At 49.1% G+C, this 21,692-nt stretch carries 16 protein-coding genes; 9 read left to right on the forward strand and 7 right to left on the reverse strand.

Annotation, left to right across the window (positions count from 1 at the left end; translation table 11 throughout):
- Positions 1-271: 271 nt before the first annotated feature.
- The 4 genes from NG833_RS25755 to NG833_RS25770 all read left to right on the forward strand — a co-directional run bounded on the left by NG833_RS25755 (position 272) and on the right by NG833_RS25770 (position 4,782).
- On the forward strand, positions 272-1,243 hold the full coding sequence (locus tag NG833_RS25755; protein WP_254568130.1) for an SDR family oxidoreductase: 972 nt from the start codon (positions 272-274) through the stop codon (positions 1,241-1,243).
- A gap of 223 nt (positions 1,244-1,466) precedes the next feature.
- Positions 1,467-2,384: an NAD(+) kinase gene (locus NG833_RS25760; RefSeq protein ID WP_254568131.1), complete on the forward strand. Its 918-nt coding sequence runs from the start codon at positions 1,467-1,469 to the stop codon at positions 2,382-2,384.
- A 402-nt stretch (positions 2,385-2,786) separates the two neighbouring features.
- Positions 2,787-3,863 carry a heat-inducible transcriptional repressor HrcA gene (gene hrcA, locus NG833_RS25765; RefSeq protein WP_309143883.1) on the forward strand — a complete coding sequence of 359 codons (1,077 nt, stop codon included), beginning with the start codon at positions 2,787-2,789 and terminating at the stop codon, positions 3,861-3,863.
- 37 nt (positions 3,864-3,900) lie between these two features.
- On the forward strand, positions 3,901-4,782 hold the full coding sequence (locus NG833_RS25770; RefSeq protein WP_254568133.1) for an oxaloacetate decarboxylase: 882 nt from the start codon (positions 3,901-3,903) through the stop codon (positions 4,780-4,782).
- 119 nt (positions 4,783-4,901) lie between these two features.
- Here NG833_RS25770 and NG833_RS25775 read toward each other — a convergent pair whose 3' ends face one another.
- The 4 genes from NG833_RS25775 to NG833_RS25790 all read right to left on the reverse strand — a co-directional run bounded on the left by NG833_RS25775 (position 4,902) and on the right by NG833_RS25790 (position 12,108).
- On the reverse strand, positions 4,902-5,873 hold the full coding sequence (locus NG833_RS25775) for an Rpn family recombination-promoting nuclease/putative transposase (RefSeq protein ID WP_254568134.1): 972 nt from the start codon (positions 5,871-5,873) through the stop codon (positions 4,902-4,904).
- 375 nt (positions 5,874-6,248) lie between these two features.
- Complete coding sequence (locus NG833_RS25780) at positions 6,249-6,635, reverse strand: type II toxin-antitoxin system VapC family toxin (protein WP_254568135.1); 387 nt, start codon at positions 6,633-6,635, stop codon at positions 6,249-6,251.
- The gene (locus NG833_RS25785; protein WP_254568136.1) at positions 6,632-6,901 is read right to left on the reverse strand and encodes an AbrB/MazE/SpoVT family DNA-binding domain-containing protein; all 270 of its coding nucleotides are present in this window, start codon (positions 6,899-6,901) and stop codon (positions 6,632-6,634) included. Before NG833_RS25785 ends, NG833_RS25780 begins: the two co-directional genes overlap by 4 nt.
- A gap of 77 nt (positions 6,902-6,978) precedes the next feature.
- Positions 6,979-12,108, reverse strand: coding sequence for a caspase family protein (locus tag NG833_RS25790; protein ID WP_254568137.1), 5,130 nt, complete (start codon positions 12,106-12,108; stop codon positions 6,979-6,981).
- Between the two features lie 138 nt (positions 12,109-12,246).
- On the opposite strand from NG833_RS25790, the gene NG833_RS25795 reads away from it, so the two are divergent.
- Positions 12,247-12,708 (forward strand): hypothetical protein, encoded by a 462-nt coding sequence (locus NG833_RS25795; RefSeq protein ID WP_254568138.1) that lies wholly within the window; start codon positions 12,247-12,249, stop codon positions 12,706-12,708.
- A 77-nt stretch (positions 12,709-12,785) separates the two neighbouring features.
- Positions 12,786-14,234: a hypothetical protein gene (locus NG833_RS25800; RefSeq protein ID WP_254568139.1), complete on the forward strand. Its 1,449-nt coding sequence runs from the start codon at positions 12,786-12,788 to the stop codon at positions 14,232-14,234.
- Between the two features lie 106 nt (positions 14,235-14,340).
- On the opposite strand, the gene NG833_RS25805 is transcribed toward NG833_RS25800, so the two are convergent.
- Together NG833_RS25805 and NG833_RS25810 are read right to left on the reverse strand one after the other, a co-directional pair.
- Complete coding sequence (locus NG833_RS25805) at positions 14,341-15,528, reverse strand: class I SAM-dependent methyltransferase (protein WP_254568140.1); 1,188 nt, start codon at positions 15,526-15,528, stop codon at positions 14,341-14,343.
- Positions 15,529-15,678: 150 nt separating this feature from the next.
- Entirely contained in the window at positions 15,679-16,872 is a 1,194-nt protein-coding gene (locus NG833_RS25810) for an NAD(P)H-quinone oxidoreductase subunit H (protein WP_254568141.1), read from the reverse strand.
- 192 nt (positions 16,873-17,064) lie between these two features.
- Between NG833_RS25810 and rsmH the strand changes: the two genes are divergently transcribed.
- The 3 genes from rsmH to NG833_RS25825 all read left to right on the forward strand — a co-directional run bounded on the left by rsmH (position 17,065) and on the right by NG833_RS25825 (position 20,384).
- Positions 17,065-17,937: a 16S rRNA (cytosine(1402)-N(4))-methyltransferase RsmH gene (rsmH, locus tag NG833_RS25815; protein ID WP_254568145.1), complete on the forward strand. Its 873-nt coding sequence runs from the start codon at positions 17,065-17,067 to the stop codon at positions 17,935-17,937.
- Between the two features lie 350 nt (positions 17,938-18,287).
- A complete protein-coding gene (locus NG833_RS25820; RefSeq protein ID WP_254568142.1) occupies positions 18,288-19,955 on the forward strand; it encodes a SpoIIE family protein phosphatase in 1,668 nt (555 codons plus the stop codon).
- 3 nt (positions 19,956-19,958) lie between these two features.
- Entirely contained in the window at positions 19,959-20,384 is a 426-nt protein-coding gene (locus NG833_RS25825; RefSeq protein WP_254568143.1) for an anti-sigma regulatory factor, read from the forward strand.
- Between the two features lie 492 nt (positions 20,385-20,876).
- Here NG833_RS25825 and NG833_RS25830 read toward each other — a convergent pair whose 3' ends face one another.
- Positions 20,877-21,323, reverse strand: a complete 447-nt coding sequence (locus NG833_RS25830) for a nuclear transport factor 2 family protein (RefSeq protein WP_254568144.1) — start codon at positions 21,321-21,323, stop codon at positions 20,877-20,879.
- Positions 21,324-21,692 lie beyond the last annotated feature (369 nt).

Here is a 21,692-nt window from a genome sequence, read left to right on the forward strand (position 1 = left end):
CATACCTTCCTTTCAGTTGAACGTTTGGAGGATTTATATTTTGCAATCCCCTAATACTGTACCGGCGTCCCAGGTCCTCGCCCCTTAGAAAAGAGGGGGAACTGGAGATGGCTCCATTTTTAAGGGAGTAGGGACCCGATTGCCCTCGATTCTTTAAGTTTTTTAGCGCAATCGGTCAAAATTGTTCAGATTTGTAACGAATTTCCTTCAGAAATCTCAGGAATCTCTGATAAAATTTCATAAAAGTTAAAATTTCGTCAAACAATCCTGGATGAGCTTATTGGTTGTCGGTGCCACTGGTACCCTAGGCAGACAGGTTGCCCGTCGCGCCTTAGACGAGGGATACCAGGTACGTTGTTTAGTACGCAGTTTCAAAAGAGCGGCCTTTTTAAAAGAATGGGGCGCTGAGTTGGTCCGCGCAGACTTATGCGATCCAGAAACCTTGCCCGTTGCCCTCGAAGGGGTGACGGCGATTATTGATGCAGCGACGAATCGGCCCACCGATTCTCTGAGCATTAAACAAGTGGACTGGGAAGGTAAGGTGGCGCTCATTCAAGCGGCCAAAAAAGCCGGGGTCGAACGGTATATCTTCTTTTCGATTCTGGAAGCGGACCAGTATCCAGAAGTCCCCTTAATGGAAATCAAACGCTGCACAGAAGTCTATTTAGCTGAATCGGGATTAGATTACACAATCCTGCAATTAGCGGGCTTCATGCAAGGGTTGATTTCTCAATACGCCATCCCGATTTTGGACAATCAAGCAGTCTGGGTGACTAACCAGACTGCGCCCATTGCCTATATGGATACCCAGGACATTGCTAAATTTGCAGTGCGGGCCTTGTCAGTCCCTGAAACCTCCAAGGGAGTTTTTCCCGTAGTGGGGACTCGTCCTTGGACTCCCCAGGAAATTATCGACCTGTGCGAACGACTCTCGGGGGAAAAAGCCAAGGTGACGCGAATGCCGTTGGGTGTCCTGCGGGGATTTCGCCGGGTGGTACGATTTTTCCAATGGGGGTGGAATGTAGCCGATCGCTTGGCATTTGCTGAAGTGCTCGCCTCCGAGAAACCCCTAACCGCCAATATGGATGAGGTGTATCCTGTTTTTGGATTGGACCCCAAGGACACGACCACCGTAGAATGTTACCTGAGAGAGTATTTCAGCCGAATTTTAAAGAAGTTGAAAGAATTAGATTACGAACAGAGCAAAACCAAGAAGCAGTCCAAACGCCGAGTCCCATTTTAACCCCTCCCGTAGGGTTAGCCCCGTCAAAGGAACTAGCCTGTGGAGGGCGATCGCCTGAAGGCTCTTGACAAATGGCATAGCTTTGTTCAGACTCTAGTTTCACAGGGCTATTTGGCATCCCTGATGCCATTCATCCGCCCCGTGCATTCGCGGTGACTCACCAAGAATGTGATTCCATCCCTAACTCTGGCAATCAATAACCCACTAGCAGGACTTGAGCGCGGTGCCCAAAGCTGGCATTATTTACAACGATGTTAAACCCATAGCTTGTCGCGCTGCCGAAGAATGGAGAGACAAGCTGATTGGATTGGGTTGGGAAGTTGCTCTCGCCACCGGCATGGGCGGCATTCTAGGCTATTCTGACCTAGATAAGCCCGTCTGTCATACCACCGTCGAACAGCTCACCCCTCCTGGATTTAACGCTGAAATGTCTTTCGCGGTGGTGTTGGGAGGCGATGGCACTGTGCTGTCCGCATTTCGGCAGGTGGCAAGCTGCGGCATTCCCTTGTTAACGGTCAATACGGGCCACATGGGGTTTCTGACGGAAACCTATCTCAACCAACTTCCCGAAGCAATGGAACAGGTGTTAGCGGGGAACTATCAAATCGAAGAACGGACGATGGTCACGGTGCAGGCGATCCGAGACGATACCGTTGTCTGGGAGGCGCTTTGCCTGAATGAAATGGTCTTACACCGGGAACCCCTCACCTGTATGTGTCACTTTGAAATTGAAGTGGGACGCCATGCGCCGGTAGATATTGCGGCAGATGGGGTGATTATTTCCACTCCCACAGGTTCCACGGCTTATGGACTCTCGGCTGGGGGTCCGGTGATCACGCCGGATGTCCCGGTGTTACAACTGGTGCCGATTTGTCCCCATTCTCTCGCGTCTCGGGCTTTGGTGTTTGCCAATACTGAACCTGTGACGATTTTTCCGGCGAATACCAATCGTTTGGTGATGGTGGTGGATGGGAATGCCGGGTGTTATGTACTCCCCGAGGACCAGGTGCGAGTTCAGCGATCGCCCTACTCGGCTAAATTTATCCGGATTAATCCCCCGGAATTTTTCCATGTTCTCCGAGAAAAACTCGGCTGGGGTCTGCCTCACATTGCTAAACCCACTTCGGTAGAACTGCCTTAATCCCGCGAGGCCCTCCGGTGCAGTCTCGGCCCCTTCCCTGGGGCGATCGCACTTGAACCTTCCGGGATCGGCCAACTACCCCCCGATACCAACCACCACCCTCCCCCTGCGGGACCCGCCTATTCCAGGGTCCCTAACCCCCATCCCGCACCTTTTTAAACTAAAATAGAATCTAAATCCGATGGAAATCCGTCCAAAAATAGGGTGAACCTTCTCCCAACCTGTAACGACAGCAGCAGAATTTCAGGGTAAACGTCGCTATATTCTACCTAGTCCGGATTCCTCTGACGGAACCCAACAATGGGCGCAGTTCTCGCTCTTGCTGATTTCCACAAGTCCCTTTTCAATTGATAACCGCTCAGTTTTTAAAACCGATTACATTTGGCTTTGGCTCCCATATTTGTGCAAATGAACCTTAACGAACGACAACAATATGTTTTATGGGCGACTGTCCGGCACTATATCGCCACTGCCGAACCTGTAGGCTCTAAAACTTTAGTGGATGAATATAATTTAAGCGTCAGTCCCGCCACCATTCGCAATGCAATGGGGTGGTTAGAAAAAGCTGGATTACTCTATCAACCCCATACTTCTGCCGGACGAATTCCTTCAGATTCCGGTTATCGCATTTATGTGGATAAGCTGATTAAACCGGATGATGGCATCTCGCGACAAGTAGAACAGGCCCTGAGCGATCGCCTGAAGTTAGAAAATTGGGCCTTTGAAGCGGTGCTCAGAGGGGCTTCTCAAATCTTGGCGGCCCTCAGCGGATATATCGCCTTAATTACAATGCCTCAGACTCACACCGCTTGTCTGAGGCATTTGCAGTTAATCCAGATCGAACCGCGCAAAATTATGATTGTGGTGGTGATTGATAACTATCAAACCCAATCTGCTGTCATGGAACTTCCCGAGTCCCCAGATGACTCCCTCGCCGATGAGGAAATCGTCGATCGCGAGTTGCAAATCCTCTCAAATTTCTTAAATAACCATCTACGCGGACAAACCCTCGCCCAATTATCCGCCCTAGATTGGAGTGAATTAGGACGAGAATTTGAGCAGTATGCGGAAGTTTTGAGTCATTGGTTACAGGATTTAGCCGTCCGTGCTCAAACCCCAGGCAAAACTCAAATTTTGATTAGTGGGGTTTCGGAAGTGTTGAGACAACCGGAATTTTGTGAATTGGCTCAAGTCCAGACTCTGATTCAACTGCTGGAAGAAGAACAGGACCAACTCCTGCCGTTGATTTTTGAACCCCCTGCACCGGAGGGGTCCGGACGGCGAGTGCAAGTGCGAATTGGGGCAGAAAATCCCCTGGAACCGATTAGAACCTGTACCCTGGTTTCGGCAACCTATCATCGGGGAACGGTGCCGGTGGGGAGTGTGGGGGTTCTCGGACCGACGCGGATGGTCTATGAAAATGCGATCGCGATCGTAGAGGCAGCAGCCGATTATTTATCTGAGGCACTCAGCGTCTAAAATAGGGTTCATGTTGCTTGCGATCGGCTCTCAAATCATGAACTCAACTCACACTCTGCGCCAACTCTTGAAACGCCCCGGAATGCTCGTCGTTCCGGGGATTTATGATTGTATCAGCGCCCAACTCGCCGAACGCGCCGGTTTTGAAATGGTCTTCACCAGCGGATTCGGCATCTCCGCCTCCACCCTAGGACGACCCGATTACGGCTTCCTCACCGCTACGGAAATGTTATACAGTGTGGGCCGCATCGCACAATCGGTGAATATTCCTGTGGTTGCCGATATCGATACCGGCTATGGTAATCCCCTGAATGTGATTAGAACTGTCACTGATGCCGTACAACAGGGAATTGCTGGCGTGATTTTAGAGGACCAGGAATGGCCGAAAAAGTGCGGTCATTTTCAAGGAAAACGGGTGATTCCGGCAGAGGAACATATCCAAAAAATTCGCGCCGCAGTCCAGGCACGAGGTGAGAGTGGATTGGTGATTGTCGGACGCACCGATGCCAGAGCCCCGTTAGGGTTAGGGGAAGCGATTCGCCGGGGTCGCGCCTATTATGAAGCAGGGGCGGATATTGTGTTTATCGAGGCACCGCAGTCGGTGGAAGAGTTACAGGAAATTGCCGCAGCCTTTCCGGATGTGCCGTTGTTTGCCAATGCCATAGAAGGGGGAAAAACGCCGGTGTTGTCGGCGCAGGAGTTAGAGGCATTGGGGTATAAAATTGCGGTGTATGCGTTGTCGGGGTTGTTTGCAGCCACGAAGGCGATCGAGGATTGTTTCCAGTATTTAAGACAACATCAAACTACCACCGGGTTTGATAAATTAGTGAACTTTCAGGAATTTGAAACAATCATTGATGTGCCGAAATATCGAGAATTAGAGCAAAAGTTTTCCGAATTACCCAAATCAGAACCCTGAAGCACTATGACAGAGGTAGCGCAGAAGTTGATTCCATGACATTGCCGCCAATCCTCCTGATTGTTACTTCTCCTCGGGACAAGGCAATCCCTTGTCCCGAAAAGTCTATTCAATCTTTATTATTCCGGTTCGTTCGAGGGAATCAGTGCCTCAAATTCCGCCACCGAACTTACCACACTGGCCTGTTGCAGCAGTTGACTTAGCATCGAGATATCAGCAATTTGATTCACTCGCGCACTCAGTTCTGGTGACACAGAATTGAACCGGGCGCTCAATACTAACAGCACCGAATTCCGGGCATTTTCTAAGCTCCCTTCTTGGTGACCTTCCTGGCGACCAGCTTCCATTGCTCGACGTTCAATATTGCTTAGAATCGGCATTTTTCGTTCCTCCTGATAGTTTTTGAGTTTGGTGTCAAAACTTTGTTGCAGGCTTTCGGGTAGGGTCATCATCCAATCGAGTAATCGAAATAGGTTGATGATGTCCGTTTCAGTATAACCTCGTTCATAGAGGTTCTGCACTAGCTCCCATTTGTACTGTTCTCGTTCTTCGGCATTTCCGGTGCTGGCTTGGGTTTTTAAATGGGCCATCACTAAAAAGGCTAAGGGATTGAGACTGGTTTCAAGGGTCTCCCATTGACTTTCATAGTCCAGGAGTTTGGCGGTGGGGAATTCAAAAGTGACGGAACAGCCTGCGAGGTTATAACTATAGGAGTGGGGCCGCCATGACGGGCGATCGCATCCTAATATGGCAAGGCTAATCACTTTTTTATGGATATCAAAAGACCGATAATGGTAGATGTACATCCGTTCGGGAAATTCGCTGTCTTCTTGACTCTGGACTTCGATATGAATCAAGATATAGGCTTCTTCTCCGTTTTTTTGCCAAACCTTGAAAAGTTTATCCCCTTCCCGCTCTCCACTGCTCCCCGTGGGGGTAATTTGTTGCAGTTCTTTGTCTAGGGATTCGTATCCTCGGCTCCAGTCTACTAACTGATGAACTTCCGGGAAAAAGAAGGCTAAGAAGGGTTCGAGATACTCTTCTAAGGCTTCTTTCCAAGGCTGGTCGTAATTGGCATTTGGGGTATTCACCCTGATTCCTCCTGATGATGCTGTTGGGGAATTTTTCTAAGTTTATTGTAGCATATATTATACATCTCGTTACTTGGCTCTGCCAAGTAATACGGAATCCGGTTGTCAAAGGTCTGTAAAAACCCGCAGGCTGAAGCCTGGGGCTATACGGACGAAGCCCGCCTGCGCGGGCTAAAAGCGAAAACCGACTTTTAACAACCGGATTTGGTATAATGCGCTCTTGGAGGCTCTGCCTCCTCCCGGCTACAGGCGCTTAAGCCGCAAAATGCCCGTGTCACGGCTTCAGCCATGACACGAGGGAAAGTTCTTTAAAATATACCTAGGGACACGGCAATGCCTTGTCCTCTAATTACCGAATCACTCTAATTTCTACACCTAAACTGAGACTTTCCCAGGCGCGATATCGCTAGTCAATGCAGGCAAGTGTAGCTTCAATGCTAGAGCAAGACAGGCTCTATCTCCCAGAGAAAGACCGAATGAACGAGTGGAAACTCTTAGTTTAGCAATGTCGCGTGCGAGTTCTTCGTCTGCTGGATAGATAATTAATGCCTGATCGAGCAAACCGCCCTCCCTCAACTGAGTGGTAACCGTATCAGGATCTTGACCGCGTTCCGCCAGTTTGGAGAGAGTTTCTGCCCAGTTTATAGCACTAATCGTTGCTTTTTGAAGTAAAGCATCGGCAACATCATCGGCACCCGGTTCGCCTTGCAGGTAAGCAAGTAAGGCTGAGGCATCCAATACTGCAATAGGATTTTGAGTCATGCTTCGCGCTCCCGATGTACTTCCTCACGCCGTTCTTGAATGAGTTCGTCTGCAAGGCTAATACCCGGGGCAATATCTTTAAAAATTCCTTGGATTTTTTGGACGGATTTGCGTAAGCTCAACAGGCGCAGACTCCCATCATTTTCGACAGTTAGGGTGAGGGAATCCCCCGGTTGCAGGTTAAGTTGCTTCCGCACGGTTTCGGGGATAACTAACTTGCCGGTTTCTGCCAAATTCACGGTGTACTGTTCGAGGGGTAGAGACATAGCTCGATAAATTTAGGTAAGTTTTTTTAACTGATTGGCTATTTTAGCAAATTTAGAGCCTAGGGGTGAGGTCAAGCTCATTCGCCTAACAATCGTTTAATCTCTGCATCGGTAAAGGGATTTTCCCCAGCGCGAAGGGCATTAATATAACCCTGGGCTTGTTCGTCGGTTGCTTCATTCTCATTTAATTCAATAAAGGCTTGAAAATCTTGAATTGCTCCTTCTTTATCTCCAGTCAGTGCTTTGGCAATTCCCCGATTTCCTCGATGTACTGCATCTTCCGGTTCCAGGGTGACGGCTTGCTCACAGGCAGGCATCACCGCCCCTGCCTCACCGCCCAAACTGCCATACCAACAAAGGTTATTCCAAGTTTGAGCAGAAATTTCTACTGTGGCATCGATGTTCTGGGCGGTAGTATAAGCCTCAACCGCTGCTTTATACTGTTTGTCTTTAACCCCTTGTTCTCCCCGCGCCAGCAAAACTGGAACCGCAAGGCGTTCGGCTTCGGGTTCAAGGTCGAGAGTGGGGTCAAGGGTGAGGGCTTGTTGAAATTTGGCAACCGCTTCGTTATATTCACCCTGTCCAGCAAAATCTTTACCCGCTTCAAGCAAAACCGGAACCGCAAGGCGTTTGGCTTCGGCCTCGGGTTCAAGGTTGAGAGTGGCATCAAGTTTTTTGGCTTGTTTAAAATTGGCAACTGCCCCCTCGATATCTCCCTCACGGGCTAAAGCCTTGCCTTGACGGACGAGAAACTGTGCCGACTCGGTTTGATTCCAGGCATATTTTTGACAGGTTTCCCCTGCTTCGCGGGCAACATCGGTTTCTGGTGCTACCAGAACAGGATGATACTGCAACTGATTGCAGCCGATTTGCAGCCAATTTTTCCACCCCATAGGCCACAAGCGCAGGGTGTATGAACTACTGTCTAGGGAATTACCCCCGCTCACTATGCTCTCCCCCTCGGGGCTAAAGGCTACAGCGTTTATAAAATACTGATGTCCGCGCCAAGGTTCGCCTATTGTCTGCCCATTACGGTTCCACAAGCGCAGGATGCCATCCCAACTGCCGCTGACAATAGTTTCCCCGTCCGGACTAACGGCAACAGCAGAGACTCCTTTCTGATGTCCGCGCCAAGGTTCGCCTATTGGCTGCCCATTGCGGTTCCACAACCGTAGAGTTTGGTCTTTGCTACCACTAACTATATACTGTCCATCCGGACTAAAGGCTACTACGTTGACCTCATCCTGATGCCCGCGTAGTTCGGTAATCAGTTGCGCATTACGGTTCCACAAGCGCAGGGTGTTGTCATAACTGCCACTGACAATGGTCTGTCCATCCGGGCTGATAGCCACGGCATTGACTTTACCTTGATGACCCTGTAAAACCCCGATTTCTTGCCCAACGCGGTTCCACAAGCGGAGGATATTGTCGTTACTGCTGCTGATGACAATATATTCCCCATCTGGGCTGATGGCTAAGGCTGTGTCTGTGTTCTGATGACTTTGTAAGACCCCGATTTCTTGCCCATTGCGGTTCCACAAGCGCAGGGTTTTGTCATAACTGCCACTGAGAATATACTCCCCATCTGGGCTGATAGTGACGGTCCTGACTCTATCTGAATGCCCGCGCAGTTCCTCAATCATTTGCCCCTGGTGGTTCCACAAGCGCAGGATGTTGTCATTACTGCTACCACTGACAATATACTCCCCATCCGGGCTGATGGCTTTAGCGGTGTCCTCATCTTCATGAATGGGTATTGATTTGCCCATCGGTTGCTCGTTATGGTTCCACAAGCGGAGTGAATGGTCTTTACTGCCACTGACAATATATTCCCCATCCGGGCTAATAGCTACGGCATTTATCCAGTCCTGATGGCCGCGCAGTACCTGGATCAATTCCCCCTGGCGGTTCCACAAGCGTAGGGTGTTGTCCATACTACCACTGACAATGGTCTGACTATCGGGGCTGATGGCTACGGCATAGACCAGACCCTTATGCCCACGCAGTTCGGCAATCAGTTCCCACTTAAAACTCCACAACCGCACAACGTTGTCTGCACCTCCACTGACAATATATTCCCCGTCTGGACTGATGGTGACAGCTTCAACCGAAGCCTTATGCGCTCGTAATTGTTCGCTGATTAGCTGCCCCTTACGGTTCCACAAGCGGAGAGTGCCGAATGAAAATAAACTCGCTGTGCCACTGACGATATACTGCCCGTCGGGACTAATGGCTAAGGCTTCAACAATATTCTCATGTACCGGCAGTTCGCCAATCCATTTTCCCGTGCGGTCCCACAAATGCACCGTTCCATCGTTACTGCTACTGACAATCGTCTCCCCGTCGGTACTGATCGCTACCGCGTTAATGGGCAACTGATGCCCAAGCAGTTCAGTAATCAGTTGCCCATTAGGGTTCCACAAACGCAGGGTTTTATCATCACTGGCACTGACGATATACTTCCCGTTTGGGCTAAAGGCTACGGCGTTGACTGAACCCTGATGACGGCGTGACGATTCACCGATTGGTTCACCCTTTTGGTTCCATAAGCGCAATGTGCGGTCATTACTGCCACTAACAATCGTCTCCCCCTCCGGACTAAAGGCTACAGCATTGACCCAACCCTGATGCCCTTGGATGCGGTTTTGTTCTCGAACAGTTTGAATCCCGGTGAGTAAGCTATCGTGAAAGGCAGTGAGAACTTGTCCCAATTTATCTTGACTCTCTCTCGTCGCCTGTATCGCCAGCACTAACCCATCTATAGGTTGAGGGCTGGAAAGCAAATTCTTGGCTCTTGCGGCTTTTTCTCCTAAGCTGGCGATGGTGGCTTGTCTTTGGGCTTCTATCCGTTGAACAGTGGCAAAAATTGCTACCACACCGACTACTAATGTCGAAACGAGGGCAACGGCTGTCCGGCTTTGTGCTGCTTTACGGGCTTTGGTTTCTTGTTCGGTGGCTTTCTTTTCTTGCTCTAGGGTTTCTTTAATTAAATTTAGTTCGCGCTGTTGTCGTTCTTCCTCTTCTTTTTCCAGCCGATCGCTCTCTTCTCGACTCTCTCGCACAAACTCTCGCACCAATCCAGACGGGGGAAAGGTATTGCCATGATTTCGCTCAAATACCTCGACTTCAACTAAATCTAATCCCCTGAGTAATCCCTCGCGGCGTTTGCCTTTGTCTTCCCAGTCTTGGGCTTTGGCTTGGATTTCGTCTCTTTGGCGCTTGACTTCGGGGTTTTCCTTGACCCACTGTTTTAATTGCTCCCAGTTACTCATCAGGGATTCGTGGGCGACATCGACTACGGTGATTTTATCCGCTTTGTTCCCTCTGGCTTGCAGTTCCCGGGTGACGATTAACCGCGCTGCTTCTAATTGGTCGAGGACGGTTTCCACCTGTTTGGGGGAGGGGGGTAGGTCGGTTAATTGGGATTTGCGGACTTGTCGGGCGGTGGGTGTGGTGCTTTCTACCAGTTGGGTGAGTTCGAGGAAGATGCTTTTGGCAATCTTCTTTTGGTCGTCGGTAAGGGAGTTATAGAGTTTATTGGCTCGATTTTGTAGGGCTTTTTGGACGCCGCCTATGTCATCGTCTTGATAGGTTTGGACGGTCAACGGTCGCCGCTCTTTATACTGTAGGGTAAACATCTGTTGGAGGAGATCTTGCAATAGGGGCAGGCTGCCAGGGGATTTCTGCACGTCTGCAACCATGAGGTTTTCCAGGTCGGGAGGGATTTCACAGCCGACTTTTTGGGCGGGTAGGCTGATGGCTTCCCGTAATTCCCGCTCTTTCATTGAGCCAACAATTTCCTTATTGGTGTTAATCAGTTTCAACAGTTGGGGATATTCGGCACATTTGCCTAAAAAGTCGTCCCGGATGGTGATGACTACCCGGAGGGAGAATTCTCCCTCATCTCCCTGAGTTGGAGAGGAGTCGCTATCGATCGCCCCGCACAAGCAATCCAAAAATTGCCGCTGTTTATCCTCACTTGGAGATGGGGTAAACAGTTGCTCAAACTGATCTACGACTAATACACAAGGGCGTTTGGTCTGGGAAATCAGCCTTTGTAATCCTTTCGCACCTAGGGCGAGTTCGGCGTTGACTTGTTCTAGGGACAGATTCTCATCCACCAAGACCTGCGCTAAACTGTCGAGGGGGTCGTTTCCGGGTTTAAAGGGTTCATAAATTTTCCAGGTGGCTGTCTCGGAAAAGGTACTGCCTTTCTTTAATTCGGGAATTAACCCGGCCCGGACAACGGAGGATTTACCACTGCCGGAACTGCCCGAAACTGCGAGAAAAGGTTTGTCGTGAATCAAATTCACCAAGGAGATCGTTAACTGCCCGCGACCAAAGAAATATGGGGCATCTGCTTCCTGAAATGCCTCTAACCCTTTATAGGGATTAGACCCTTTTTCGATAATATCTGGATGGGTTCCCGGATATACCTCTGGGGCAAACAGGATCAGTTCGCCGTTTCGATTGCTACATTTGGGCTTTTGATACAAATCTTGGTTGTTTAAATCATTCCGCCTGACATCTTGCAGCTTATACTTAAAGTTGGCATCGATATACTCCCATAAAGTGTAGGTGCTAATTAGTTCAGATTGTTGCCAGCCTTCCAATAAAGTAGCGGTAAAATAGCTGTGTTCTCCTTCTATTGGTTCAAAAGCGGGTTGATTCGCGGCACAAGCTGACATTAAACAGCGTGTCACAATTTCTGAATTTCCCGGGTCAATTTCTTTATAATTAAAGACTTCTCCCGCATTACAGCAGTCCAAAATTACAATTTGCCGTTTTACGGGACTTTGCTCTAATATTTGTCGTAAATCAACGAGGGATACACCCCATTGATACCATTTGTCTTTACTGTCATTATTGGAAGAATTGCTGGTCGCTAAAAAGCCTTTACTTCTGTTACCTTTTTCATATCGCAACCCATGTCCGGCAAAAAAGAGGAGGGCGGTTTCGGGGATGTTGCTTTTATCCTCATCGATCGCAAATAACCACTCGATCGCATTTTCTAACTCCTTACTCAATAGCTTGTTCTCTGGATCGACCCACAACCCAGTTTCAGGGGGTGCGGAGGGCAACCCTCTGATTTCGTCAAAGCCAATTTCACGCAGTCCTTGGGCCACCGCATTGGCATCGTTAGCAGGAGTTCGCAATTTGCCCAACTTGCGATAGCAGTTAATGCCCACAACTAAAGCTCTTTTCATTTTCCCCTACTAAGCGCTAAAATGAGACTAGCCAGCCCTTCTGCTCCCTAGGGTTAGCCTGTTGGCTAAACCCACCCAGTCTGTTCCGGGGCTGACCGATTGCAATGTTAATCGTAATTTTAATCCCTTGCCCGCCCAATGGAACCGAATCTTGACAAAACGTTACTCGCTTTTTTGCTGGCTCTCTACCGTCTCAAACCGGCCCTCACGGATGACGAACTGTATGCTTTAGATGAACTGGGGGATGCTCTGGGGGATTGGTCGGTTGAGGAGGAGTTGACCCTGATTACTAATATAGAAGAAGTTGCAGGGGCTAATCCTGCTTTAAATCAACTTTATCAAGAAGCGTTGACAAAACTAGCATCGCTGGAACTGGAGGAACTCTATCAGCGGTTGCCGTCGCCCAACCAAGTGCAAGAGTTCCTGGGGGGTAGAGGGACTAGCAAAGGGTATATCCCCCAAGGAAAGCCGAATCAACGGACCAGTGAAGTGGTGAATTTGAGTCGGATGGTGATGACGCGCGATCGCCCGGATAAAAGTGTTAAACAAATTGAGAGTTTGGCGGAGTATTGGGAATTACCGCAAACCCCGATATTTTAGGATAATCCTGCGGTTTTATTACCCAATATTGAATGAGCAAACTGGAAGATGGCGGGATAATTTCCCCATCCAATTCTATGAACACTATCATTTATCCCACGGTTGATTTATTCCTCTATGATTTGCGGGACGGGTTAGGCGACAATTCCGAGACATTGGAAGAAAATTGGGATAAATTTAAACAAAAAATGCCGAAAATTCTGCATGAGCGGCTCAAGTTTGATTCGGGGTTTGAATCGGAGTATGAGGAACTTTTACCGAAAAAGAACGAGTTTTACCAATTCAGCAATCAGGGTTACGAAGGGTTTTATTACCCGGTGCGGATGAGCGATATGTATGGGCTGTTGCTAGATTGTTCGGTATCGGATGAATTGACTGCACAACCGGCGAAATGTATTAAACAGATTAAGGCGGAAATCAAGCGTCGTCTGGGCGAAACATCGGCACCGTTAGGTCAAACTTGGTTGATTTATGGGCAGTTGCCTCACCCGGGTCAAAATCCGCAAGATGTGGCTCAAATTTGTTATAAGGCGTTGTTTCCTTGGGCGAATTGGCAGGATGATTTTCAGGGTCAAGGTCACCTGTTGGGGGGGACGGTTTTTGAACTGGATTCTTTTAAGCTATTGCTGCAAGAAACGGCCAATAAATCCGAGGATTTTGCGGAATCTAAGTCCCGGTGTTTTGACTGTCATCATGTGATAATTGTTCTCTATCCGACGGATAAGGCAGCTAAAGCAGGGGCGGAGTTGATGTATGATTGGATGCGGTTATTTGCTTATCGCGCTAAAATTCTTTGGGCTTATGGACAGACTCGCGAACTGAAACAATACCTGAAACAAGATTATATCACAATTCAAGATTGTTTGAGACAAATTCGCGGGAATGAGTATGAAAATTTACCTTTAAGTCAATTGAAAGCTATTCTCAATCAAGCTCGCAGTATTGTCTCGGATTACACCATTGATGTGGATGAGTTGGGGTATCAATTGCGGACGATCGCCATTAATCTGGATAATTACAAAAAACGCATCGAAATCATTGCCAAAAAATTAACATCTGAGGAGTTTTCGGCGTTTGCTACTCAACCCAGTGATATCGCATTTTTAGCAAATTTTAGCAATCTTGTCACGGAGAAATATTTGCTCCAAGTGGAAAAAGATTATGAAAATTTGAGTCCGGGTTTACAGCGGTTGGAGTTTGCGATCGCCACGATTCGGGGGTTGGTAGAAGTCGATCGCGCAAGGCAAGAACGGCGGTTTCAGAATAATATCACAATTTTTGGGTGGGGTTTAGCAGCAGCGGCGATCGCAGCTTCCCTTTCGGCACAGTTTCCCTATGTGATTGTGCCGGTGGAAGTGCTGACGACGGAAACAACACGGGATACGGAGGCGATCGCCTCAGTGAAACCCAACCCCAGTTTTCCTACCGCCTGGGTTCCACCCGTTCGTTCCTTGGGATATAGTCTCGTTGCCGGGTTGTTGTTTATGGCGATCGCCTGGTTATGGATTAAGCGCAAGGACCAATGATATTATATCAAGTCCGGTAAAGTAACCTAAAAAACCATTTCTTCCTCTTCTCCCCCTTCCCTCGCAGGGAAGGGGGTTGGGGGGTTAGGTCAATCTGGACATAACATCACCGCATCGGCGGTATCCTCAACCCTTGTAACCCTTTCCCCTTTTGCTCCTCACTTAACCCTTTCCCCTGTACCAACACCCCAAATCCCCCTAATCCTCTAGGGTCGATCGCCTCATGTAAGACTTGTCTGCGATTAATCATCGTTCCCAAATCCATGCCTGGAGTAGTGGAGAGTGCCGCAATGCGATCGCCTAACCCCAATGCCATTAAAAACATCGCCTGCTGGGTAAACCCCAATTTCTCCAATCCGCAGGACTCCCCTTGTCGTTCCAATGTGGTAAAATCAACATGAGCCGTTATATCCTGTTCCCCAATCAAAATATAGAGATTATCATGATAGCGGTGTTGATAATAACATTGTAACGTTCCTTGATGTCGCATTGGTGTATAATAGCGATGAGCGGGATATCCATAATCAATTGTTAGCACATATCCCTGTTTGAGTTTTTCGCTCACCTGTCTCACCCAATCCAATGCGGCGAGATTGACTTCCGTGCGGTATCCGTCGGGATAGGGTTTGCCGGTGATGTCAATGTCAATCTGTTGAAAATATTCGGTAATTTTCGGAGTAGAGAGTTCCCCAGTGATTTCTTGAAAGGGAGACTCGGGTATTTTGTCCGAGGTGGTGATATAAATTTCTTGGAGTTTCCCCTCTGTTACCTGAATTTGATGCACGGGGAAGGCATCGATTAGTTCATTAGAAAAGAAACATCCAGTGATGGAATCTGTCGCAATTTCCTCCCAAGTCACCCAGCGTAAATTGGCACCGCTGCTGGAGAGTTTGGAGAATTGCTGCTGTTGTAACTGGCGCATTGCCGGGGATTGTTCGATGATTAGATATTCTGTGGCGGTGAAACAATCCCGATGGTGGCGATAGAGATATTTGATGACATCGGCAGCGATTAATCCTTGACCCGCACCCATTTCTACGAGGTGAAATGGGGTGGGATGTCCGAGTATTTCCCAGATTTCTATGAATTGCACTGCCAGCATTTCGCCAAAATCTGCGCCTAAGTGGGGGGAGGTCATAAAGTCTCCCTGTGCGCCAATTTTTCCAACGTTGGCAGCGTAATATCCATATTCGGGATGGTAGAGGGCTAATTCCATATAGTCGGCAAAGGTGATTCGCCGTTGGGTATTTTGTTGGATTTTTTCTAGGATGATTTGGGTTAATATGTTGGACATTTTGAGTTAGGATTTAAGAGTAGGGTGGGTATTGGTTTCCCTACCGTAATTAGGCGGCAGAGCCGCAAAATGCCCGTGTCACGGCAGAGCCATGACACGAGGTTTAATGTAGGGGCGATTCGCGAATCGCCCCTACAGGCGGGCTTTTAATTATCGGTCAACGGAACCCATAATCACGTCAATACTGCCTAGAATTGCCACAATATCCGCGACTTTGTTACCGCGTAAAATAGAGGACAAGACTTGCAAATTATTGAAGTCAGCAGCGCGGATTTTCCAGCGCCAGGGGAAGACATTATCATTCCCAATCAGATAAATCCCCAATTCTCCTTTGCCACTTTCCACGCGGAAATAATGTTCTCCAGCGGGAATTTTAAAGGTCGGGGCAATCTTTTTGGCGATGAATTGATAGTCAAATCCGTTCCATTCGGACTTGGGTCCTTCCATCATCCGTTTGGCTTCTAGGTTCTCATAAGGTCCACCAGGTAGACCTTTCAAGGCTTGGCGGATGATTTTTACTGATTCGCGCATTTCGGCCATGCGGACGATATATCGGGCTAAACAGTCCCCTTCAGTGGCCCAGCAAACTTCCCAATCAAAGTCGTCATAACATTCGTAATGGTCAACTTTTCTTAAATCCCATTTGACGCCGGATGCTCTCAACACGGGACCGGAGAGACCCCAGTTGATGGCTTCTTCCCGGGAGATGACGCCGAGGTTTTGAATCCGGCGACGGAAAATGGGGTTGTTGGTGATTAGGCGTTCGTATTCGTCAATGACGGGATCGAAGTAGTCGCAAAAGTCTTCGCATTTATCGACCCAACCGTAGGGGATGTCAGCGGCGACGCCACCGATGCGGAAGTAGTTATTATTGACCATGCGTTGCCCGGTGGCGGCTTCCCAGAGGTCATAAATCATTTCCCGATCGCGGAAAATGTAGAAGAATGGACTCAGTGCGCCAACGTCAGCGAGGAAGGGTCCCAACCAGAGTAGGTGGTTGGCGAGTCGGTTCAGTTCCAGCATGATTACCCGCAGGTAGCTGGCACGTCGGGGAACTTCAATGTCCGCGAGTTTCTCCGGTGCATTGACGGTTACCGCTTCGTTGAACATTCCCTCAGCGTAGTCCCAGCGACTAACGTAGGGAACGAACATGATATTGGTGCGGTTTTCGGCAATTTTTTCCATGCCTCTATGCAGGTAGCCCAAGACTGGCTCGCAATCGACGACATCCTCGCCGTCAAGGGTGACGATTAGGCGCAGGACCCCGTGCATGGAGGGATGGTGCGGTCCCATGCTGAGAATCATGGGATCGGTTCTAGTTTCTATCCGGGTTGGTGGTGCCATAAATGAGGGTGCTCCTGTTGAGACAGATTTGGGCTGCCGTACTAGCCAACGATATGGGATTTTCTACAATCTAAAATCGGGACGGGGTACGGCGGTTCTGTTACCAATTGTTGCTTTTTGTTTCATTGCTTTCATCATTATAGGGAGATTGGGTCTGTGGTAAATCAGGGAGTGAGTGTAAATCCGGAGGCAATGGCGGAGTTTGTCCATTTGTCGGTGTTGAGTCAAGAAGTGGTGGAGGGGTTGGCGGTTCGTCCTGGGGGGCGTTATTTAGATGTGACGGTGGGTGGGGGAGGTCATTCGCAATTGATTTTGGAGGCGGCCCCGGGGGTGCAGTTAGTGGCGATCGACCGCGATCGCATGGCCCTGGATGCAGCAGGGAGTCGGCTGGCGCAGTATGGAGATGCGGTGACATTTTGGCAGGGGAATTTTGCGGAATATCAGCCCCAGGAGATGCGGTTTGATGGGATTGTGGCAGATTTGGGGGTGAGTTCGGCGCAGTTAGACCACCCGGAACGGGGGTTTAGTTTTCGGTATGAGGCGTCGTTGGATATGAGAATGGATGAACGGCAGGAGTTGAGTGCGGCAGAAATTGTCAATTATTGGGATGAGGTGGAGTTAGCGGATATTTTTTATCGCTATGGGGAGGAGCGGTTTTCTCGTCGGATTGCGCGGCGAATTGTGGAACGACGTCCGTTGGAAACCACCACTCAGTTGGCTTCCGCTGTTGCCTCTTCAGTGCCCGGGAAGTATCGAAATGGAAAAATTCATCCGGCGACCCGGGTGTTTCAAGCGTTGCGGATTGCGGTGAATGGGGAGCTAACTGCGCTGGAAACGTTTTTAGAAAAGGCTCCCTTGTGGTTGCATCCGGGGGGACGGCTGGGTATTATTAGCTTTCATAGCCTAGAAGATCGACTGGTCAAGCATCGGATGCGGGATTCACCGCTTCTGAAGGTGCTGACGAAAAAGCCGATCACGCCAGGGGAAGCAGAAATTGCCCACAACTCGCGATCGCGATCGGCTAAGTTGAGAGTATTCGAGCGCATTGAGCCGGATCCAACCTAGAAGGGGACACTCCACCGGGTTAATCCCAATGGCAGGGGTTTGGAGGGGCCAGCAAGACTGACCCACTGCCTCACCCCAATAGAATCACGGTCTTTCACAAATGGACCGAACTCAATTGCAGGCTGCTAACAAGCCAGCTCTCTATGTTAAGCTCATCTGAGCGGAGGAAAGCCCGTTAGTGCCTGCCGATCGCCGGGTACTTTTGTAGAGAAAGGAATGCCCACCCAAAGCGTGATTTGCCAGTGGTGTTCTGAACCCGTTGGGCACCCGATAAAGATCGGCCCGTCGAAAACAGCCGTACAATGGCGCAAGTCACACTGAATCCATATAGCCTGTAAGTGGGGTATCGCATGAGTCGGGGAAAAGGGAGCAAGCTGAAACTGATGGTGGTCGATGATGAAATCGACAACCTAGACTTGCTATACCGGACGTTTCGGCGGGACTTTGACGTTTATCGAGCAGATAGTGCGTTTAAAGCTCTGGAGGCGCTGGACGAAAGCGGCGAAATGGCCGTGATTATTTCAGACCAGCGAATGCCAGAAATGAACGGCACAGAATTTCTCAGTAAAACGGTAGAACGGTTTCCCGATACGATTCGGATTCTACTGACCGGCTACACCGATGTAGAGGACCTGGTAGAGGCGATTAACTCCGGCCAAGTATTCAAGTACATCACCAAACCTTGGAACCCTGAAGAATTAAAGGCGGTGGTTCAGCAAGCGTCTGAAACTTACAAGGTGGTTAAGCAAAGCACGAATATCCTGCGTCGCGCTCTACGCCGGGAAGCATTATTTAATGCGGTGATGAGCGCGATTCGGGAGTCTTTGGACTACCGCAGTATGTTGCAGACGATTGTGGAAACTGTGGGCGAAAATTTTGAGGCGACTCGCTGTATTCTGCGACCTGTAGAGGGCGATCGCCTCACGCCGGACTCGTTTTCCTATCTGAACCCCGACACAGGCTCCATTGATGTACCCGAGGAGGAGGAGGCCCTGATTGCCACGGTCCTGGAAAGCCGTCAGACTCAATTAGTTCAAGGCGACAATCAGGGCAAGGATTCCACTCGCTTGGTTGTTCCCCTGAGTTACCAAAAGGATCTGCTCGCGGTGATGTCGGTCTACCAAGATGGCAGCGCCACCAGTTGGTCTCCTGAAGATATCCAACTGATTGAAGGGGTGACCGAACAAGCGGCCCTGGCGCTGTCTCAAGCCAAGCTCTATCAGCGCACGGAGGAGCAAGCCCAGCAAATGATGGCGGAATTAGAGGTGGCTCGTCAAATTCAAACCAATTTGCTCAGGCAAAGTTGGCCGGAATTTGAAACCGCTCGGGTTCAAGCCTCTTGCTATCCCGCTCGCGCCGTCGGTGGAGATTTCTTTGAGGTCTACGTTCATGCTCAAGGTGATATCTGGGTCGCTGTGGGTGATGTGTCCGGTAAAGGGGTCCCCGCTGCGCTGTTTATGGCGAGTGCTATTTCGGTGATGCGGCGTGAACTGGCCCAAGAAACTTCGCCAGAACCCGAAACGGTCATGATGAATCTGAACAGCGCTCTGGCCGATGACCTCATGGGCAACAACTGTTTTATTACAATGGTTGTGGCTCGATATCGCCCTTCTACCCGAGAGTTGGCCTATGCCAATGCTGGACATATCTATCCCCTCGTCTGGTCTCATCAAATGTTAACTTCTTCTGATGCAGCAACCGTTGAACCCAATTTCCTCAAAGCTCGGGGCATTCCTTTGGGAATTTTACCCGTCTGGAGAGGCACTGTTGGGAGCATGGAGTTAAATCCAGGGGAAGTTTTTCTGCTAACGAGCGATGGTCTCACGGAGGCCACCATCACCAATCCAGACTCCTCTATTGGACTCCATAAGGGGTCGATGTTGGAACAAGAGGGTCTCTGGCAGTTGATCGGTCAGGAAAATCATCCCCTTGACCTTAATCACGTATTAGCTCGCGTCCGCGAGATTGCTCAAGAGCAGGAAGATGACCAAACTATACTTTCTCTGGAGGTTCTGTAAGCAATGAGAACTGAGTTGCACGTCCCAAGCGACTTGCGGTTTTTAACGATTGTTGAAAGCTGGCTGTTGGGCTGTCTGGAAATGGAGCTTGGAGATCATATTGAGTGGCCCCGTCAGTCGAATCGCTTACGTTTAGTTCTGGCGGAAGCCTATTCTAATGTGGTGCGTCACGCTCACCGGGATCAACCCAATCTCCCGGTCCTGGTTCGTCTGGAACTCAAGGAACGGGATATCGCCCTGGAAGTTTGGGATTACGGCAAAGGGTACGATTTATCGACCTATATGGCCCCAGTTCCTGAACAAATGCCCGATGGCGGTTATGGATGGTTAATTATGAATCGTCTGATGGATCGGGTTGAGTACAGTCTCCAAATTGATGGTCGTAACTGTCTGAAGTTGGAAGCGAGTATGTCGGAACAAAAAGTGTAAGCGATTACCGAACTGTGGAACGGCGATCGCTCTATTTTTTCGCGGGGTTCCGATCGTCCGTTCGAGCACCGAGGATTCTCTTATGAAAGCTACTCTCTAGGCGATCGCCCCTTGACGTTCCCCTCTCGCCCTCCCCATGAAAAAGGGGTGCATTCTATGTCTAAGAACTCCAAAACATAAAATATCCACAACCCGCAGGCTAAAGCCTGGGGCTATACGGACAAAGCCTGCCTACGCAGGCTACAGACAACAGTAAAGTAGATCCTTAAAGATTTTCTCTCCCCCATCCTCCCCAACCCGCACCCTCAAGGGTGGGGCTATACGGACAAAGCCTGCCTACGCAGGCTACATACAACAGTAAAAGTAGATCCTTAAAGATTCTCTCTCCCCCATCCTCCCCATCCTCCGCATCAACCAATGACCAATGACAAATGACCAATGACAAATGACCAATGACAAATAACAAATGACCAATGACCAATGACAAATGACCTACCGTCTCAAATTGACCAGTTCTTTCAACGATGCCAACAATTTAACCCGGACGCTGAGAATTTCTGCCTCTGGATTGAGGACAAACAACCAGGCAACATTCACTTTAAAAAAAGCTGTCTCCACTTTTCCCCGGATTTCAAAATGCCGGTTCCCCTCTTCAACCGATTCCTGAAATTCCGATCGCGGATACAGTTTCATTCCCTTAGCTTCTGCTTCTAAATAACTGGCGATCGCCTCCGGTCCCACCACAGGTTCCTCAAACGGTGGCCGCAGTTCCCCCTCCGGTGCAAATAACAAACTGGCTGCTTCAAACTCCCCTTCATTCAACCCATTAAAATACTGCTGAATTGTCGCCGGAAACTCTTTTTGTCTTCCTCCTTCCGGCATAGAATTATCCATATTGGAGTTAGAATTACTCTCGGTTCGGGTTTCTAAATTTGTCATAACTTTCTCCTAAAAATTTTGAATTCAAGTAATAACCATTATAATTCTAGGTCAACAAAAAAAAATCGGGCTGCGGAAGAAAACCAAAACTTCCACAAGCCAGATAGGTGTTTGCCTAGGGAGAGGCAATAACGTTGGAAAAACTTATATCAATAAAAACTTACAGAGTTTAAAATTTAAAGAGTCTTCGCCGTGGAGGTTCTACCACCAACCAGGGGAATTAAGCCAGTAAGGGGATTGCAAAATATAAATCCTCCAAACGTTCAACTGAAAGAAAGGTATCTGTCGGAGTAAATGCTTGCGCCCCAGGGCGTATGCAATACGCCCCTACATTGACGGGGCTACTCCGTTGAGCAGTGACTACGAACG

Origin of the sequence: Oscillatoria sp. HE19RPO (genome assembly GCF_024220515.1) — a bacterium.
Classification (GTDB): domain Bacteria; phylum Cyanobacteriota; class Cyanobacteriia; order Cyanobacteriales; family Laspinemataceae; genus Laspinema.

What these genes read in the sequence shown, in the direction of transcription:
- NG833_RS25755 (WP_254568130.1), top strand. Translation starts at nt 272, where the DNA reads ATGAGCTTATTGGTTGTCGGTGCCACTGGTACCCTAGGCAGACAGGTT.
- NG833_RS25770 (WP_254568133.1), top strand. Translation starts at nt 3,901, where the DNA reads ATGAACTCAACTCACACTCTGCGCCAACTCTTGAAACGCCCCGGAATG.
- NG833_RS25780 (WP_254568135.1), bottom strand. Translation starts at nt 6,635, where the DNA reads ATGACTCAAAATCCTATTGCAGTATTGGATGCCTCAGCCTTACTTGCT.
- NG833_RS25785 (WP_254568136.1), bottom strand. Translation starts at nt 6,901, where the DNA reads ATGTCTCTACCCCTCGAACAGTACACCGTGAATTTGGCAGAAACCGGC.
- NG833_RS25790 (WP_254568137.1), bottom strand. Translation starts at nt 12,108, where the DNA reads ATGAAAAGAGCTTTAGTTGTGGGCATTAACTGCTATCGCAAGTTGGGC.
- NG833_RS25795 (WP_254568138.1), top strand. Translation starts at nt 12,247, where the DNA reads ATGGAACCGAATCTTGACAAAACGTTACTCGCTTTTTTGCTGGCTCTC.
- NG833_RS25800 (WP_254568139.1), top strand. Translation starts at nt 12,786, where the DNA reads ATGAACACTATCATTTATCCCACGGTTGATTTATTCCTCTATGATTTG.
- NG833_RS25805 (WP_254568140.1), bottom strand. Translation starts at nt 15,528, where the DNA reads ATGTCCAACATATTAACCCAAATCATCCTAGAAAAAATCCAACAAAAT.
- NG833_RS25810 (WP_254568141.1), bottom strand. Translation starts at nt 16,872, where the DNA reads ATGGCACCACCAACCCGGATAGAAACTAGAACCGATCCCATGATTCTC.
- rsmH (WP_254568145.1), top strand. Translation starts at nt 17,065, where the DNA reads ATGGCGGAGTTTGTCCATTTGTCGGTGTTGAGTCAAGAAGTGGTGGAG.
- NG833_RS25820 (WP_254568142.1), top strand. Translation starts at nt 18,288, where the DNA reads ATGAGTCGGGGAAAAGGGAGCAAGCTGAAACTGATGGTGGTCGATGAT.
- NG833_RS25825 (WP_254568143.1), top strand. Translation starts at nt 19,959, where the DNA reads ATGAGAACTGAGTTGCACGTCCCAAGCGACTTGCGGTTTTTAACGATT.
- NG833_RS25830 (WP_254568144.1), bottom strand. Translation starts at nt 21,323, where the DNA reads ATGACAAATTTAGAAACCCGAACCGAGAGTAATTCTAACTCCAATATG.